This window comes from Emticicia soli (assembly GCF_037860775.1).
Taxonomy (GTDB): Bacteria; Bacteroidota; Bacteroidia; order Cytophagales; family Spirosomataceae; genus Emticicia; species Emticicia soli.
Map to the genome: position 1 here is coordinate 18,844 of NZ_JBBEWC010000011.1, position 16,661 is coordinate 35,504.

The window sequence follows — 16,661 nt, forward strand, 5'->3', positions numbered from 1 at the left end:
CTTATAAATGGGAAAAATAATTTCGATTGTCAATCAAAAAGGTGGTGTAGGTAAAACAACAACCGCTATTAATCTTTCTACGGCTTTAGCACTTTTAGACTATAATATTTTAGTAATTGACTGCGACCCACAGGCAAATGCAACGTCTGGGTTTGGGTTAAATCCTAAAGAATTTGAAAAAAACAACCTGTACTCATTATTAGTAGGCGAGTCAACGTTTGAAGAATCGATACAACAAACAAATATTCCGAACCTTCAAATCATTCCTTCGCATATTGATTTGGCCGGGTTTGAGATTGAAATTATTAACGAAATGAGCCGCGAGGCCATTATGAAAGAGCAAATTGCAGGATTGGCCGATAAATATGATTTCATTTTTATGGATTGCTCACCGTCGCTTGGTTTGTTGGTAATAAATGCCTTAGTAGCCAGCGATTCGGCGCTTGTTCCGGTACAATGTGAGTATTTTGCACTTGAAGGTTTGGCAAAACTGGTAGATACAATAAAACTTGTTCAGAAAAAAGTAAATCCGGCCTTGCAAATAGAAGGAATTGTGCCTGTAATGTATGATGGCCGTACGAATTTGTCGCAAGAAGTTGTAAAAGAATTAAAAACAGCATTTGATCAACTGGCATATACAACTATTATTCCGCGTAATATCCGCTTGGCAGATGCACCAAGTTTTGGTATGCCTGTTTTCTTTGTTGACCGAAAATATGGTGGGAATGGTAACAGCGACTTAATATTTGAAAATGCAGGGGCAATTGCTTACCTCAATCTGGCTAAAGAGTTTTTATTACGCAACGATAAAAAAATTCTGAAAGAATAACTAGACATATCGAAAACCAAGCGTTTAGCTGGCTTTGAAATAATCTGAAGACTTTCCCAGTTTTTTAAGAGTACATGACATTTCTATTCATTAAGGTAAGCTCTAATTAACTTCTTTAGGCATCCAACCTAATCGGTATTTGCTATCAGTATCTTAGCGAATTCTACTCCCTTATCAGTCAAGTAATAATACCCATTCTTTAGAGCACCTCTGAACTCAATCAGGCGGTGCTCTTTCAGTATCTTAATCTCTCGGGCTATGGTTTCTCTAGAAACACCTAATTCCTTGATTAAGACGTTTGTAGTACTATACTTTGCCTTACCAAGAAACAATATTATGCTGGTCAGACGCTCTTTTTTCTGCTCACTCAGGTTTTCGAAAATATCAGTCGAATTATCTACTTGCGTTTCTTTTATTAAATGATTGCTGATTATCGGGAACTGTCTGAAAGATGTTAAATCTTGCTGATATACACTTTTTGGTTTTTCAATGTTTAATTCTTCTTTCCTCTTTACTTCTTCTTCAAGTATAATTTTTTTTGAGATTGGTGGAATAGAAGTCAGAAACGTAGGCCCATCATGGAATTGCGGTTTTTCGTCAGAAAAATAGTTTACAAATGCCGCTATTTTCTTTAAACCAAAGCCAAGCTCTTCCGCCAAGCCTAATTCCCGTAAGAACCGCCCAATAATAGGGTTTTTGGGTATTGGCTGGTAATTGCTTGGATCTATGTTTTTATTCAGGCCGGCCCGATTGCTGTTCACCGTAAATGTGCCGTCAGTGTGTGTAATCGCAAACTTAGCAGGCAACCCTGAGCTATAATCCTGATGGGTTAAAAAATTAATAAATACCTCACGATACATCAAATCACGGATACCTACCCTTGTTGTGTTGTTGATAACAAAGAAGTCAGGCAAGTGTTTATGCACAAAATCCATAAGGCAATAATACGTATCTATCAGATTCGTCGTAAAAGTTTCACGGTCATAGTAACCATCAAAACCATCTTTCTCTCGCAAAGCATCTATTCTGAAACTCGGAAAAATAGCTCGTATTACCTCGTCTTTGCCAAACAGTAGTACAGCAGCTACTGTGTATCCGCTCTCTTTGGTTTCGAGGTCAATACGCCATAAACCAGAGCTTCTCATCACCTCTTCAAAATCCATATTGAGCCACGGGTGCGAGGGGCGCGTCTGTAAAATGAGCTTCATTGCCTTGTTGTATACCTCCGTATTAAAATGCTCAACTTCAATATAACGGATTACTTTATTATCAGGATAATAGAATCTTTTTTTCTCCTGAATGCGTAGCTGGTCCGATATATTATCGACCAAAATGTTAGTAGTATCCCGTCTTTCATAGATATTAAAGCCATTGTTTGTGGTATGAACAGCCTGGCTGTTAGGGATTTTTAAGTAAAGGATTCTTTCCTGATGATAAAAAACAGTTTTTATCACGACTCTGGGTTTGGGATGAATTTTATTGGCATCATTTATTCCGTTTATAATACTCTTTTCAAGAATATTAAATTCGTTTTCTGTCAACCCTATAAGTTTATTCTCAAACGAATAAGCGACAAGAATCTCACCTCCGTTTGTGTTTAAAAATGCACATAGGGTTTCAAAAAAATCAATAGGCAGTTTCCGTATAGTGCTCAATAAATGTGTTTGTTCATCATTACCTCTTTCAATTAAATAGTTAATGTAATCGCTTGAAAACATGTGAATTCGTTATATATATATCGATAAGTAAAGGCATAAGGAGTCTTGAAATTACTCTTTTCAGAATAATCTCACTTTTAGCAGTAAAAAACTAAGCGTTTGTTCTGGTTAGATTATAGGGTACGGTAGTTTGGCGAGTAGTAGCAAAAATAGTAATTCACTCTAATAATTACAGAATGAAGATATTGTCTTTTTATTAAATATTTCTCAAAATCAGGTTTTTTTTTCAATAAACCTATTTTACGGCACTATGACAGGTTAAACTCTGACATAATTTAGTTTAGTAAAAATTTAACTTAAAAACGCTTTTTAATCTGATTTTTTGTAGAAATACTACAAGAAGCTCAGAATTCTTGTTTAGATTTGCTCAAAAATTAACACAAAGAGCCTAACCACAATGAATGATTCTGCTTTGTTGCTTGAAAAAATAAAAAGTCAGGCATCAACTAAAGAAATAAACTGGATTACTTCAAAAATAAATACTGGAAGTTTACAATCATTACAGACAGCCTTTGTAGCCACACCAAGGTTTATTAGTAAAAATCCGGTTCAATCTCTCGATAAAATAAATGGGGTTTCTTTTGATAACTGGACACTCGATAGATTAGTAAGAGTTTATTTACTTACTCAATTTGATAGTTCAGATAAGAGCGCTTACACTAAAGCAATTGATACCCTTTTTGATACTGCCGAAAATAATGAAGCAGTAGCTTTAATTTCAGCACTTTCGTTTCTTGAATTCCCTGATTATTGGCAGTTACGAGCGACTAATGCCGTACGGTCAAATATAGGTCCTGTTTTTGATGCCATAGCTTTTCAGAATTCTTTCCCTTTAAATCATTTTTCTGAGCTTGCATGGAATCAATTAGTGCTAAAATGCATTTTTAATGATAAGGCTATCCATAATATTACAGGCTTAAACGAGCGTGCAAATCAGGAGTTGGCAAACTCAATTTCTTATCTTGCACATGAACGCTGGGCAGCAGGACGTACCATTCCGGCTCAGGCATGGCGTTTGGTAAGCAGGTTTATGAATGAGGTAATATTTGCCGATATTCAGCATTTGTTTTTGTCTGAAAATGAATCTGACAAAATAGCCGCAGTTTTAGTTTGTAACGAAACTGATTTTGCCTTGGCTAAAGATGAATTAGAAAAATACAGAGATTTAAACCAAGAAGTTAAAAGCAAAGCAATAACCTGGCAAACGTTAGAAAACTAACACAGGAGTACCAATAAATTACCATTTAAGAATATGTGTCAGAAACATACAGAAATATCTCAAAATCCATCACATTTTGAGGGAAGTGCCGAAGAACTAAAAACTGCCACTACTGTTCAGGCCAATTACACAGACTATATAAAGGATATGAAGTTTTTTGACCCTCATATCCACATGACCTCTCGTACTACCGACGATTATACTGCCTTGATTGATGCAGGGGTAGTAGCTATTATTGAACCTGCTTTCTGGCTGGGTCAGCCACGTACAGGCTTAGCATCGTTTAAAGATTATTTCAGTAGTCTTGTGGGTTGGGAAAGATTCCGCTCTTCTCAATTTGGCATAAAGCATTATTGTACCATTGGGCTTAATTCCCGTGAAGCAAATAATGAGGCTTTAGCAGCTGAAGTAATGGAGATTTTACCCATATTTCTTTATAAAGAAGGAGTTGTCGGTGTTGGAGAGATTGGTTTTGATGACCAAACAGCCGCCGAAGAAAAGTACTATAGATTACAATTAGAGCTGGCTAAAGAGGCAAATTTACCAGTTCAGGTTCATACGCCACACCGTGACAAGAAAAAGGGCACAGAGTTGAGCATGGCTATTGCCTTGGAGCATGGCATTGACCCTGGTATGGTTATTATTGACCATAATAATGAAGAAACCGTAGAAAGTGTGTTAGACCAAGGATTCTGGGCAGCATTCACTATTTATCCATTTACAAAAATGGGTAATGAGCGTATGGTTGAGATTGTAAAAAAATATGGTTCCGAGCGCATTATGGTTAATTCAGCCGCCGATTGGGGTATCAGTGACCCGCTTGCTGTACCAAAAACTGCAGCTTTGATGAAGATTAAGGGAATTTCGGACGAAGATATAAGAAAAGTTACCTACCAGAACGCAATTGACGCATTTGCGCAAAGCGGCCAAATAAATATTGCTGATTTTGAAACACCAATGGAAATTGACCAAAGCCTGAAATACAATGGCAATACTGTGTTACGTGGCGGCCAAATACCGAGGGTAGACAAAGATTCTATCATTATAAGCTAAGGTTAGCTAAATTTTACAGGGGTGTTACAAATCTAAGAGTAAGCTTAAATTTTGTTTTTTGGCCAGCATCTATAAGTTTTTGTCTCCGTTCACGAGTCTTACGCAGACGCAGGCAGGAACTACGACGAAAACCCTCAAAGCAAGATGAATCAAACCACTATCTTGTAGGTAAAAATCATAATTTTTAGGCATACGCTTACACTTCTACCCGATAAAACATTAAGGCATTGAATATAAAACCCTATTTACAACTTACCAGGCCCGCCAATATTATTACTGCAGTTTCAGATATTCTGGCGGGCATTGCCATAGCCGGATTTTCGTTTTCACTTTTAGGTATCGATATCTGGAAAGCAGTTTTTCTTTGTATTTCAACAATTGGTCTGTATGGCGGTGGGATAGTTTTTAATGATATTTTTGATTTGGAACTCGACCGCATGGAACGGCCTGAAAGAGCAATTCCAAGCGGAAAAGTTAGCCTGAAAGGTGCAATTATTTTTGGAGTTCTTCTGTTGATTATGGGTGTTGTGGCAGCTTGGTTTAATAGCCCAACAAGTGCTGTTATTGCGGCATTAGTAGCTGTTTGTGCTTTGGTATATGATAAGTTTGGCAAACACCATAATTTTCTTGGCCCTATTAACATGGGGCTTTGCCGTGGTGGGAATCTGATTTTAGGTATGAGCATCATTCAAGGTGCTATTGAGCAATGGTGGTTAATTGGTATTTTACCTGTTTGCTATATTGCCGCTATAACCATGATTAGCCGAGGCGAAGTACATGGTGGCAATAAGAACACACTCTATTTTGCAGCATTTCTTTATATTTTAGTAAGCTCGGCACAGTTGTATATCTCTTATACCTTAGACAACATCTTGTTTGCTGCCGCATTTGTGGCGCTACATATATTCCTGATTTTCAGGCCTTTACTTAAAGCTATAGCCAACCCAATTGGGCCAAATATTGGTAAAGCAGTAAAAGCAGGGGTATTATCTTTAATTGTGATGAATGCCGCATGGGTGAGTGTTTCGGGCAATATTGTTTTTGCATTGGCGGTGCTATGTTTGTTACCGATTTCGATGGGTTTGGCAAAGATTTTTGCCGTAACCTAATGTGTGTATGTATGTTTTTTTGATTATTTTATTTTTAGCTATCAATGAGTGTAATAAAACAGGCTTTTCAGGTACCTTATTCTTTCAATATTATTTTTACAGAAAATCTTTTTTCGACTGATAACAGAGAGTTTATCAATTTCTTGTCTGGCTTCGGTGATACAAGTTTTCAGAAAAAAATTTTGTTTTTGATTGACGCAGGTGTTGCAGAAAAGCACGAGTATTTGCCAGAGGCAATCAGAACGTATTTCCAAGGCCAAAATCAGATTTTACTTGCCGAAGAAATTCTGATTATGCCGGGAGGAGAATTAGTCAAAAACGATAGCCAATATCTTGACCAAGCGTTACTGGCTATTAATAAATATGGTATCGACCGCCATTCTTTTGTAGTGGCAATTGGTGGCGGAGCATTTCTTGACATGGTTGGTTATGCATCGTGTATTGCGCATAGAGGTGTAAAACATATTAGAATTCCGACTACGGTTCTCTCTCAGAACGATTCGGGTGTTGGCGTAAAAAATGGGGTCAATTTTCTAGGTAAAAAGAATTTTCTAGGTACTTTTTCACCACCAGTGGCTGTATTTAACGACTCGTTTTTTCTTATATCATTGTCTGACAGGGATTGGCGCTCCGGTATCTCAGAAGCGGTAAAGGTAGCTTTGATAAAGGATTTGCCTTTTTTTGAATGGCTAGAAACTAATGCAGAGGCAATGGCAAACCGTGAAATGCCGGTAATGAACGAACAGATTTTTAGGTCAGCGGCTTTGCATACAAATCATATTTCGAGTGGCGACCCTTTCGAGATGGGTTCAGCCAGACCACTGGATTTTGGACACTGGGCAGCTCATAAATTAGAGTACTTAAGTAATTTTGAGATTAGACACGGAGAGGCAGTTGCCATAGGTATTGCCCTTGATTCGATCTACTCCGAGTTGTTGGGATTAATTTCGGCAGAAGATTCTGCCAGAATAATAAAATTGCTGAAAACCCTTGGATTTGTGCTTTATCATGAGTCGCTTGCTGAAAATGATAAACTCAATCTTTGGGAGGGCCTGAATGAATTTAGAGAACATTTAGGCGGAAGACTTACCATCACAATTTTAGAAAAACTAGGAAAAGGCAAAGAGGTTCACGAAGTAGATTTTGATTTGATGAAACTAGCCGTTGACCGCTTGAAACTAACCCTCGATTAAAAATGAATACACCTTTCGGACATTTAAGTTATTGCAGTAATATTCATCAAGGTGAAGACTGGAAAGAGCATTTTAATATTTTACAGGCGAGCATTCCTGAAATTAAAGCATCTGTTAGCCCATCCGCATCAATGGGTATTGGTCTTCGATTGGCAAATCAGGCAAGTATAGATTTATCAATCGAACACAACTTTGAGGCTTTTCAAAACTGGCTTTCAGCAAACGATTGCTATGTTTTTACAATGAATGGCTTTCCATTCGGGAATTTCCATACCACAATTGTAAAAGATAAAGTACACGCACCAGATTGGACGACCCAAGAAAGGCTCGATTATACAATAAGATTATTTAAGCTTCTGGCTAAACTTCTGCCGGAGCATTTAAACGAGGGAGGAATCTCAACGTCTCCCCTATCATATCGTTTCTGGTGGCCAAATACTGAAGTATTAAAAGAGGCAACAGTAAAAGCCACAAAAAATATGATTACTGTGGTAGAGACACTCATTGACTTAAAAGCAAGTACCGGAAAAACGCTACACCTTGACGTTGAACCTGAGCCAGATGGGATTCTGGAAAACTCTGGTGAGTTTATTGACTGGTATAACAATTACTTATTACCACAAGGTATTGAACAACTAGCGACAAAAGGACTAACAGCAGAGCAAGCGGAGCAAGCAATCAGAACGCACCTTCAGTTATGCTATGATGTTTGTCACATGGCAGTTGGTTATGAGAATCCGACTGAGATTGTTAATAGACTTGAAGCGGAGCAAATAAAAGTAGGGAAAATACAAATCAGTTCGGCTTTGAAGGTTGATTTTTCAACACAAGCACAGGAGAAATTAGATACAATTGCACAGTATAACGAACCAATCTATCTGCATCAGGTTGTTGCGAAAAAACATGATGGCAGCTTTGTTAAATATCCTGACTTGAGCGAAGCAATTGCAGGATTCAGTAACGATGTAGAATCGTGGCGTGTGCATTTTCATGTGCCGCTATTTTTAGAGCAATATAGTTTGTTAGGTTCTACACAGTCAGACATTGTTGATACACTTGGGATTCATACGCAAAAGCCTTTTACGCAACACCTTGAAGTAGAAACTTATACTTGGGGCGTATTACCAAAAGAATTTCAGGCTCCACTCAATGAGTCGATTAGTAGAGAACTTAATTGGGTAAAAGGACTTCTATTTTAAGAAAATATGCAAAAAACAGTTGTTATCGATATTGTTGGGCTTAGTACAAGTGTAATAGGAGAATACACCCCATTTTTGCAAAAATTTATTGCAAAGAATAAACTCACGCATATTAAACCCGCTTTCCCTGCACTTACTACAACTTCACAAAGTTGTTACATAACAGGTAAAAATCCTGATGAGCACGGAATTGTTGGTAATGGTTGGTATGACCATGATGCTAGCGAAATGAAGTTCTGGAAACAATCGAACAAACTGGTACAATCTGAGAAAATATGGGAAGCGGCAAAACGGAAAAATCCTGATTTTACTGTTTCCAAGATGTTCTGGTGGTATAATATGTATTCATCGGCTGATTTTTCGGCTACTCCTCGCCCGCAGTATCATTCCGACGGTGTAAAAATGCCTGATTGCTATACCTATCCAGCCGATTTAAGGGATAAACTACAAGCTAAATTCGGTACTTTCCCATTATTTAAGTTCTGGGGACCTAATACAAGCATTGATTGCTCAAAATGGATTGCTGACGCATCGCTAGAAGTAGATAAAGATCATGACCCAACATTAACACTCATTTATCTCCCGCACCTTGATTATTGCTTACAGAAGTTTGGTGTCGATTTCAGCAAAATAGCTAAGGATTTACAAGAGATTGATAGTCTGGTAGAAGAATTGGTAAATTACTATGAGCAAAAAAATGCGAACGTAATTTTACTTTCTGAATATGGCATCAATAATGTAAATAATCCGATTCATATTAATCGAATTCTGAGAGAAAATGGTTTAATATCAGTAAGGGTTGAAAGTGGACATGAATTGCTTGATTGTGGCGCTTCAAAAGCTTTTGCCGCTGCCGACCATCAGATTGCACATGTGTACATAAATGACCAAAGCAAAAAAGCAAAAATCAAGGAAATTTTATCAAAGGTTGATGGGATTGCATTGATAATGGATGAAGATGAGAAACGTGAACACCATATTAACCACAAAAGAGCCGGAGATTTGGTTTTGATGGCCAGAGCTGATAGCTGGTTTACGTATTACTATTGGTTTGATGATAAAGTGGCACCTGATTTTGCACGAAGCGTAGATATTCATAGCAAACCGGGCTACGACCCTGTAGAAATGTTTATGAACCCAAAGAATCCGTTTATTAAACTGCGTGCGGCCTATAAGCTAGCCAGAAAACTACTTGGGTTCAGATACAGAATGGATGTAATACCACTTGATGCTACGCTTATCAAAGGTTCACACGGAACGTTAGATATTGGCAAAGAATACTACCCCGTATTGATTAGCAATCAGAAGTTAAATGATGAAATTGCCGCAACTGATGTTTATGATGTAATCTGGAAGAGCTTATTTGGCAAATAAGCAAAATTTATGCGTTAATAGTTGTTCGCTCTATTTTTGGTTCTATGGCATTTAAGCGCTGTTTAAATGTAGCCAGATTGTGTCTTAACCAGATTGAGCGAACACCTCCTTGCGAAACTATTATGCCTTGTTTACGAAGTTCATCAGCTACACGTTGTTGACCATAGCGAGGCAATTCGGTAGCCATCTTTACAACCGCAGCTTCAACTGAGGTAGGCACGCGGTTTTTCTCTATTGGTTTTCTTCTGCTTATTACCTGAAGTGCCGACTTCCCACCTGTTTCGTATAAATTCTTAAAACGATAAAAGCTATCACGGCTAAAACCTGTTATTTTACAAGCCATTGATATATTGCCTAGCTTGTCAGCCAAGTTCAGCAACTCTAACTTGGCCTGAATATCTTTCTCTTGATTTTCCATTTATTTTATAGGTTAGCTTACTTTGTTTTCTTTCGAAAATAATACAGATAAGATTCTAATGGCTCACCGTCTGGAATCTCACTATTAGTAAAATATCCCATACCATTTCTATCAAAACAGAAACCTTCACCCTGCAACTCATTTTTACTTGGCAGAAAGCCATCTCTGGTGCGAGCAAGCACCTGCGGAATAGTTTCTCCCTCACGGCGATACCAGTAAAAGATTCTAAAATAATTTCTGATTGCTATTTCTTTTCCATCAGGCGATATACCACCACTTGTAACAATCTGATAAGGTATAGTTTGGATGAATCTGGCTGTTTGTATTTCAGAAACTGACTGAGGATATGGTAAAACATACAGATGTACGTTTATCTCCCGTTTAGTTACTATATAAATATCCTTTGTTAAAGGGTCAACCAAGATACATTCAGCATCTCTGCTGCCATTAGGATACCTAAACCTAATTCTATCATGCGCAGCCACAGGTTGCTCCAATGATTGCGGTTCTTCAAACCGATAAATATAATATAGATTATCAAAAACAGCAGCGTTATCGCCAATATCTGCTAAATAAATGTAATTTTTATTTTCTACTGGGCCAGGCCCAATCGAAATATCTTCCCAATCTCTATTCGGAAATGGCATTACGACTGAGCCCTTGTATTGCCCGTTGTGTGAAAATAAATAGATATGATTAGGGTTTCCGCTATCTTCATGAATCCAGACATGGCCCGGCATACTTCTGCTATCACATACACCGGAAGCCTCTCTGAGAATCTTTGAGGATAAATCAGCTACTACGGGACTAGTTTCATACGTTGGTATTATATCAGTTTCCTGCACATTCACCGGAGTTTTGAGCCAGTTGCAAGCATTAAAAAAAACTGAGAGGCATAGAAAGCTAATTTTCCTCATGATGTGCGTGTTTAGTTTACAAAATCAATCAGACTTATATTATTTATGCTCTAGTGTTTTTCTGCTTACGATAAGCCAGATAGAATATCTGTGGCAAAACCGTCAGCGAAAGAAGCATACAGATAATCAGACCACCAACAATCATAATTGCCAGAGGCTTCTGAATTTCAGACCCCATTCCGGTTGATAAGGCTGCGGGAAGTAGCCCTAGTGATCCCATTAGGGCAATCATTACAATCGGGCGTATGCGGCTATGAACACCCGAAGCAATGGCTTCTTTGAGTGGCATTCTCTTCTGCAAATTCTCTCTTATTACACCTATTAATACAATTCCGTCAATGGTAGCAACTCCAAATAATATAATGAACCCAATTCCAGCCGATATACCAAATACTGTGTTGGTAGCCCATAATGAGATGAAACCTCCTACAAAAGCAAATGGCAAAGTGGTAGCAGAAATAAGCATATCTTTTAAATTGCCTTTGCAATTCATGTATAATAGGAACATGATAAGTAACAATGATACCGGAACAATAAGGGCTAATTGCTTTGTTGCTCTTTCTTTACTTTCAAACTCCCCTGCCCAAACTATACTATTGCTGGCAGGCAGTTTAAGTTTTTCAGCAACAACTTTTTGCGCATCGGCAATTGTGCTCCCCAAGTCTCGGCCTTCAATGCTAAAGCCTACGGCAATGTATCTGCTCCCTCCGTCTCTATAAATAAAAGCAGGACCTGTTATATAATTGATAGATGCGATTTCTCTCAATGGTATTTTTTTTGAATCATCTTTTGATGGAATAAGAATTTCACCAATTTTCATCTCATTATCTCTATATTCCTTGGCAAAACGGAGTCTTACATCAAACATTCTTTCGTTTTCATAAAACGTAGTAGCTGCTCTACCACCAATTGTCATTTCTACTACCGCTTGTGCATCGGCTATATCAATACCATAAATAGCCATTTTGTGGTCGTGCAGTTTTATTCTCAACTCCGGCAAACCCATGTTTTTAAAAACGTTTACGTCTTCTATGCCGTCAACTTCTTTAATTATGTTCGCTACCTCAGCTCCATATTTTTCTAATTCAACCAGGTTATCGCCGAATATTTTAATAACAGAAGAGCTTTTCACCCCTGCCACGTATTCTTCAACATTATCTTGAATAGGTTGGCTAAAGCCAAAAACAACACCCGGATAAACATGTAGCATCTCTCTGATTTCGCCTACAAGTTGCTCTTTGCTTATCTTTCGCTCCCACTCCTTTTCAGGATTCAACTGGATATGGAATTCAATATTGAAAAAACCTGTTGGCTCTGTACCGTCACTTGGGCGGCCAACCTGGCTAAGCACAAATTTCACTTCTTTAAAAGCACGAATCTTGTTTCTTACCTCTTTAGCCAGCTTTGAGGTCTCGTTTATATTTACACTATTAGGGAACGTAGCCCTTATATAAACTGAACCTTCATTGAGCTTCGGCAAAAACTCAGTACCATAAAAAGCAAACTTTGTAGCACAGACACCTACTATAATGAAGAAAATCAGCATAGTTGCCTTTTTGAATCTTGCACTCAGATTGTAGAGTTTAAAAAGACTCGTACGAAAGAATTTAGAAATTATGTTTTCTTTTTCATCGATGTTCTTTGTCAACAATACCTTTGACATTGCCGGAACATAGGTAAGGCTTAATAAAAGCGAACCCAGAAGCGCATAACCCAAAGTGAAAGCTAAAGGTGAAAACATTTTTCCCTCAACTTTCTGAAAACTGAATATTGGCAAAAGCGCTACAATTAATATCAACAATGCAAAGAATATATAGGTGGCCACACTACTGGCACTCTTTTTTATCAAGCCCAGCTTGCTCATTCGGTTAAAGGCAGACATACCAACCTCATGCGCCTTTACCGCCATAGCCACAAAAACCGACTCTACAATTACAAGTGTACCTTCAAGTAAAAGTCCAAAATCTAGCGAGCCCATCGAAATCAGGTTTGCCGGAAGGCCCTGTATTCGGAGCATGATTAAGGCAAACAAAAACGCTAATGGAATAACCGAAGCCACAATAAGTGTTGAGCGCCAATTGTATAGAAAAATATATACAATAACCGAAACCAGTAAAATACCTTCGACAAGGTTTTTTGTAACAGTGCTTACAGTATTGTTAACCAGCTCGGTTCTATCAACAAATGGTTCAATTTTTACATCTTTAGGTAATACTCTGTTGTTAAGGTCATCAATTTTCACTTTTAGACGAGCAATTACATCGCTTGGGTTTTCGCCTCTTAGCATTAGCACAATCCCCTGAACTAAATCGTCTTTATCTTGCAAACCTACTTGCCCCAATCTTGGTTTGGCAGCTATTTCAACATTAGCCACATGTTTTACAAGAATAGGTACAGCATCTTTTACCTGAATAAGTATGTTTTCTATGTCTTCTATACTCTCTAAAAGCCCTACTCCACGTACTACATAGGCTTGGTCTCCTCTTTCAATTATATCTCCACCAACATTAACATTACTCTTTGATACTGCCTCGAATACTTGTAGTGGCGATAAGTCATAATTTGCCAGTTCGGTTGGATTAATTTTTATTTCATATATTTTCTCTTCACCGCCAAAGGTTACAACATCTGCAATACCAGGTACTGAAACCATTTCACGCGTAATCAGCCAGTCTTGCAGAGCTGTCAATTCTTTAATTGGACGCTCACTTTTGATAACATACCTGAAAATCTCTCCGGTTGCTCCATAAGGTGGCTCAACTTCAACAGAGGCACCCTCTGGGAGATTTATTTTCTGAACACGATTTGATGCATATTGCTGGGCATAAAAATCGTTTACATCATCATCAAAAGTAACTGTAACAACCGATAAGCCAAACAAAGAAATAGACCTGACACTCGATTTCTTCGGAATTGTATTCATTTCTCTCATTACTGGCAGCGTAACAAACTTTTCTATCTCTTCGGCACTTCTGCCGGGCCATTGCGTAATGATACGTGCCCTTGTGTTAGTTACGTCAGGATAAGCCTCTATGGGTGTATGTATATAACTCACCACGCCTGCAACAGCAAGTAAGGCAGTCAGAAAAAAAACTATTATTGTATTCTTAAGAGAAAAAGCAACTATCTTTTCAACAAATTTATGCATTGTATTATGTGCGTAGGTTAGTACTAGCTACACTCTGGGGTTTAATCTGTGCTTAATTAAATTATAACTCGTTCAGCCTGTTGAATATCAGCAGTTGATTCTTTGAAATTACTCTTTCATTTTCTTTCAAGCCTTCAACATAAACCTTCTCCTGGTTTTTAGCCAGAATCTTCACTTTGCGCACCTCGATGTCGCAATCATCTCGATAAACAACTACAAAGTTTTCGTTTTCTGAGAAAATAAGTTCTGAACTCGGGATACTTGCTGCTTCAATTTCCTGTTTTTTCAGTGCAGTAATATCTGCAAGCATTCCAGGTTTTAGTTTTGAGTCTTTGTTTGACATCACAATTCTGGCCTTCAAAACTTTTGCCGACTCATCAAGTATTTGGGGTATAAAAGATACTTTACCTCTGAATACCTGATCAGGGTATGAAATTGTTCTGATTTCTACTTCCATTCCCTCTTTTATGTGCTGGATATTGGAGGCATAAATATTAGCCATTACCCAAACATCATCCAGGTTTGCTATAGTAAACAAGGGCTCGTCGCTATCGGCAGTTATCTGGATACCTGTTGAAATATTTTTTACAGTTATAATACCTGTTGCGGGCGCTTTTATCTGAAATACACTTTTTGAATTGCTTGCACTATACAAACTTCTGTTGGCCGTGGTTTTCGTTTTTTCAACATTAAGTATCTCCAGTTCGCTTTTTGCTTCGTCGAGTTCTTTGCGAGAAGCTAAGCCATCATTATACATCCCTTGTATTGATTTGAGCTTAGTTTCGGCAACTTTTATCTGAGATTCCAGACTTTGCAGGTTAGCATTTAAAGAAGTATATTCAGTACTACTAACCTCGGCTAATATCTGGCCTTTCTGAACTTTGTCGCCAATTGAAAAAAAGGTATTTGTTACAATTCCACTGAAAAGGCTCTTGAAAGTCACAATTTTATCAGGATTAGCCTCAATAACACCTGTGAGATGTATTCCCTCCGAAATTTTCTGTTTTATTACTGTTTCAAATTCTATATCTTTCTTAAATACGCCATCTAAGCAATATTTTTCATCTTTTTTGCTTTCTTTTACTTTCTCGGTAGAATTAGCACAGCCAAACACAACAAGCATAATTAAAAATGTGCTGCCTACTTTTATAAATCGGTTAGTTACTTTTTTATTCATCATATTTCGCCACCTATTAGATAGTTTAAATCTTCTTTTTTTAAGAGTATATTTTTTATAGAATTATAGTATTGTTCTTTGCTCTGCCGGAAAGACTCGTAGTAATCAAGAAATTGAAGCAGGTTTATGTTGTGCTCCAGAAAATTCTTACTGATTGCCCGGGTCATGTCGTCAAGTTTTCCAACAAAGTTTTTATCAATTGATTCATAGAGGGAAATGGCTTGGTTTAAATCATTCCAATGCTTTACTATTGTATTGTTTACCTGCGCTTTGGCGCTTTTCTGTAGCAGCATATTTTTCTCTACTTCATATTTTGCTGCCTGAATATTTCCTTTGTTTTTATTAAATACTGGCAGTTCCATTGAGATACCAAGACCTACAAAATTGCGCATTGTGCTACCATTCCGGTCATAATTTGAAATCAGATTAATATTCGGGGTTTTATTAGCCAGCTCAATAGCCAAAGTAGCTTCACTAATATCAATTCGACTTTTTGACGCACGCAGAAGCGAATTATTCTCTGATAAATCAATCAGTTCGTTTAGTGTGTTGTTCTTAAACTGAGCAAGGCTTTCGGCAGTGAGCTCATCGTTAATTATCACATAAGTTTGTGGCTCAATAAACATCAGATTTTTAATAGCTTTTTGCTTTGAGCTCATTTCTTCTTTCAAAGCGTTTATTTCACCCTTAAGCGCAATTTCTAAAGCTTTTAGCCTGAACACCTCAACCTCTGAAATATGCCCTTCTTTAAATTGTGTTTGCTGAGCGTTTAATAACTTGCGAATCTCTTGCAACTGAATCTGCCAACTATTCTCTATTCTTTGAATGTATTGAATTTCGAATATCGTTTGTCTGAATTCAGCTTTAAGGGCTTGCAGCATATCGGTAAACATAATTTCGGCAAACTCTTTGTTTTTTACTTCCAGATTTATGTTCTTTTTACGTTTACCTGCAGTTAAAATCAATTGCTCAACCTGCACTGCGAAGTTTCGGTTTCGCCAGAAATTGCCAAAAATTGGCGGAATATCATCGCTTGTAGAGTTAACATAGGTCTGTATCTCGTCAACTATTAAATTCGGATTAGGCCAGGCTTTTGCCTGTAAAATTCTGGCATCGGCCTGATTAATGTTTAGTTTTTCTGCCAGCAAGGGCAGGTTGCTCTGAAGAAAGATTTTTTCTGCCTCAACAATTGAAAACTTTAATGTATCAATTTTTGTCTGGCCAGAAACTGAACTTACCTTAGCTATTAAAAGTATGGAGATAGTGACCGAAAAAAGGTATTTTATCATCTTGGGCTAGCAAATTAA

General features: G+C 37.7%; 12 protein-coding genes and 1 pseudogene. 7 read left to right on the plus strand and 6 right to left on the minus strand.

The window, feature by feature from the left end; genetic code table 11:
- Window positions 1–7: 7 nt before the first annotated feature.
- Window positions 8–829 carry a ParA family protein gene (locus tag WAE64_RS17840; protein WP_340238913.1) on the plus strand — a complete coding sequence of 274 codons (822 nt, stop codon included), beginning with the start codon at window positions 8–10 and terminating at the stop codon, window positions 827–829.
- Between the two features lie 128 nt (window positions 830–957).
- On the opposite strand, the gene WAE64_RS17845 is transcribed toward WAE64_RS17840, so the two are convergent.
- Window positions 958–2,547 (minus strand): RNA-binding domain-containing protein, encoded by a 1,590-nt coding sequence (locus tag WAE64_RS17845; protein ID WP_340238916.1) that lies wholly within the window; start codon window positions 2,545–2,547, stop codon window positions 958–960.
- 397 nt (window positions 2,548–2,944) lie between these two features.
- Here WAE64_RS17845 and WAE64_RS17850 point away from each other — a divergent pair, with 397 nt between their 5' ends.
- From WAE64_RS17850 to WAE64_RS17875, 6 genes are all read left to right on the plus strand, one after another.
- On the plus strand, window positions 2,945–3,766 hold the full coding sequence (locus WAE64_RS17850) for an EboA domain-containing protein (protein WP_340238918.1): 822 nt from the start codon (window positions 2,945–2,947) through the stop codon (window positions 3,764–3,766).
- Between the two features lie 33 nt (window positions 3,767–3,799).
- Window positions 3,800–4,819, plus strand: coding sequence for a TatD family hydrolase (locus WAE64_RS17855; protein ID WP_340238920.1), 1,020 nt, complete (start codon window positions 3,800–3,802; stop codon window positions 4,817–4,819).
- A gap of 227 nt (window positions 4,820–5,046) precedes the next feature.
- The gene (gene eboC / locus WAE64_RS17860; RefSeq protein WP_340238922.1) at window positions 5,047–5,928 is read left to right on the plus strand and encodes a UbiA-like protein EboC; all 882 of its coding nucleotides are present in this window, start codon (window positions 5,047–5,049) and stop codon (window positions 5,926–5,928) included.
- A gap of 44 nt (window positions 5,929–5,972) precedes the next feature.
- Complete coding sequence (locus WAE64_RS17865; protein WP_340238924.1) at window positions 5,973–7,121, plus strand: 3-dehydroquinate synthase; 1,149 nt, start codon at window positions 5,973–5,975, stop codon at window positions 7,119–7,121.
- A 2-nt stretch (window positions 7,122–7,123) separates the two neighbouring features.
- Window positions 7,124–8,320: a metabolite traffic protein EboE gene (gene eboE / locus WAE64_RS17870; RefSeq protein ID WP_340238926.1), complete on the plus strand. Its 1,197-nt coding sequence runs from the start codon at window positions 7,124–7,126 to the stop codon at window positions 8,318–8,320.
- Window positions 8,321–8,326: 6 nt separating this feature from the next.
- A complete protein-coding gene (locus WAE64_RS17875) occupies window positions 8,327–9,694 on the plus strand; it encodes an alkaline phosphatase family protein (RefSeq protein WP_340238927.1) in 1,368 nt (455 codons plus the stop codon).
- 31 nt (window positions 9,695–9,725) lie between these two features.
- Here the strand turns inward: WAE64_RS17875 and WAE64_RS17880 are convergent.
- The 5 genes and pseudogenes from WAE64_RS17880 to WAE64_RS17900 all read right to left on the minus strand — a co-directional run.
- Window positions 9,726–10,112: pseudogene (locus tag WAE64_RS17880) on the minus strand (helix-turn-helix domain-containing protein); the annotation flags it as partial.
- Window positions 10,113–10,129: 17 nt separating this feature from the next.
- The gene (locus WAE64_RS17885) at window positions 10,130–11,029 is read right to left on the minus strand and encodes a PE-PGRS family protein (protein ID WP_340238928.1); all 900 of its coding nucleotides are present in this window, start codon (window positions 11,027–11,029) and stop codon (window positions 10,130–10,132) included.
- A gap of 43 nt (window positions 11,030–11,072) precedes the next feature.
- Window positions 11,073–14,177, minus strand: coding sequence for an efflux RND transporter permease subunit (locus tag WAE64_RS17890; protein WP_340238930.1), 3,105 nt, complete (start codon window positions 14,175–14,177; stop codon window positions 11,073–11,075).
- 61 nt (window positions 14,178–14,238) lie between these two features.
- On the minus strand, window positions 14,239–15,357 hold the full coding sequence (locus tag WAE64_RS17895; RefSeq protein ID WP_340238931.1) for an efflux RND transporter periplasmic adaptor subunit: 1,119 nt from the start codon (window positions 15,355–15,357) through the stop codon (window positions 14,239–14,241).
- The gene (locus tag WAE64_RS17900) at window positions 15,354–16,643 is read right to left on the minus strand and encodes a TolC family protein (protein WP_340238932.1); all 1,290 of its coding nucleotides are present in this window, start codon (window positions 16,641–16,643) and stop codon (window positions 15,354–15,356) included. Before WAE64_RS17900 ends, WAE64_RS17895 begins: the two co-directional genes overlap by 4 nt.
- Window positions 16,644–16,661: the final 18 nt, after the last annotated feature.

Bases quoted from the DNA above. Each gene is read 5' to 3' on its own strand.
- WAE64_RS17840 (WP_340238913.1), top strand. From the start codon at position 8: ATGGGAAAAATAATTTCGATTGTCAATCAAAAAGGTGGTGTAGGTAAA.
- WAE64_RS17845 (WP_340238916.1), bottom strand. From the start codon at position 2,547: ATGTTTTCAAGCGATTACATTAACTATTTAATTGAAAGAGGTAATGAT.
- WAE64_RS17850 (WP_340238918.1), top strand. From the start codon at position 2,945: ATGAATGATTCTGCTTTGTTGCTTGAAAAAATAAAAAGTCAGGCATCA.
- WAE64_RS17855 (WP_340238920.1), top strand. From the start codon at position 3,800: ATGTGTCAGAAACATACAGAAATATCTCAAAATCCATCACATTTTGAG.
- WAE64_RS17865 (WP_340238924.1), top strand. From the start codon at position 5,973: ATGAGTGTAATAAAACAGGCTTTTCAGGTACCTTATTCTTTCAATATT.
- eboE (WP_340238926.1), top strand. From the start codon at position 7,124: ATGAATACACCTTTCGGACATTTAAGTTATTGCAGTAATATTCATCAA.
- WAE64_RS17875 (WP_340238927.1), top strand. From the start codon at position 8,327: ATGCAAAAAACAGTTGTTATCGATATTGTTGGGCTTAGTACAAGTGTA.
- WAE64_RS17885 (WP_340238928.1), bottom strand. From the start codon at position 11,029: ATGAGGAAAATTAGCTTTCTATGCCTCTCAGTTTTTTTTAATGCTTGC.
- WAE64_RS17890 (WP_340238930.1), bottom strand. From the start codon at position 14,177: ATGCATAAATTTGTTGAAAAGATAGTTGCTTTTTCTCTTAAGAATACA.
- WAE64_RS17895 (WP_340238931.1), bottom strand. From the start codon at position 15,357: ATGATGAATAAAAAAGTAACTAACCGATTTATAAAAGTAGGCAGCACA.
- WAE64_RS17900 (WP_340238932.1), bottom strand. From the start codon at position 16,643: ATGATAAAATACCTTTTTTCGGTCACTATCTCCATACTTTTAATAGCT.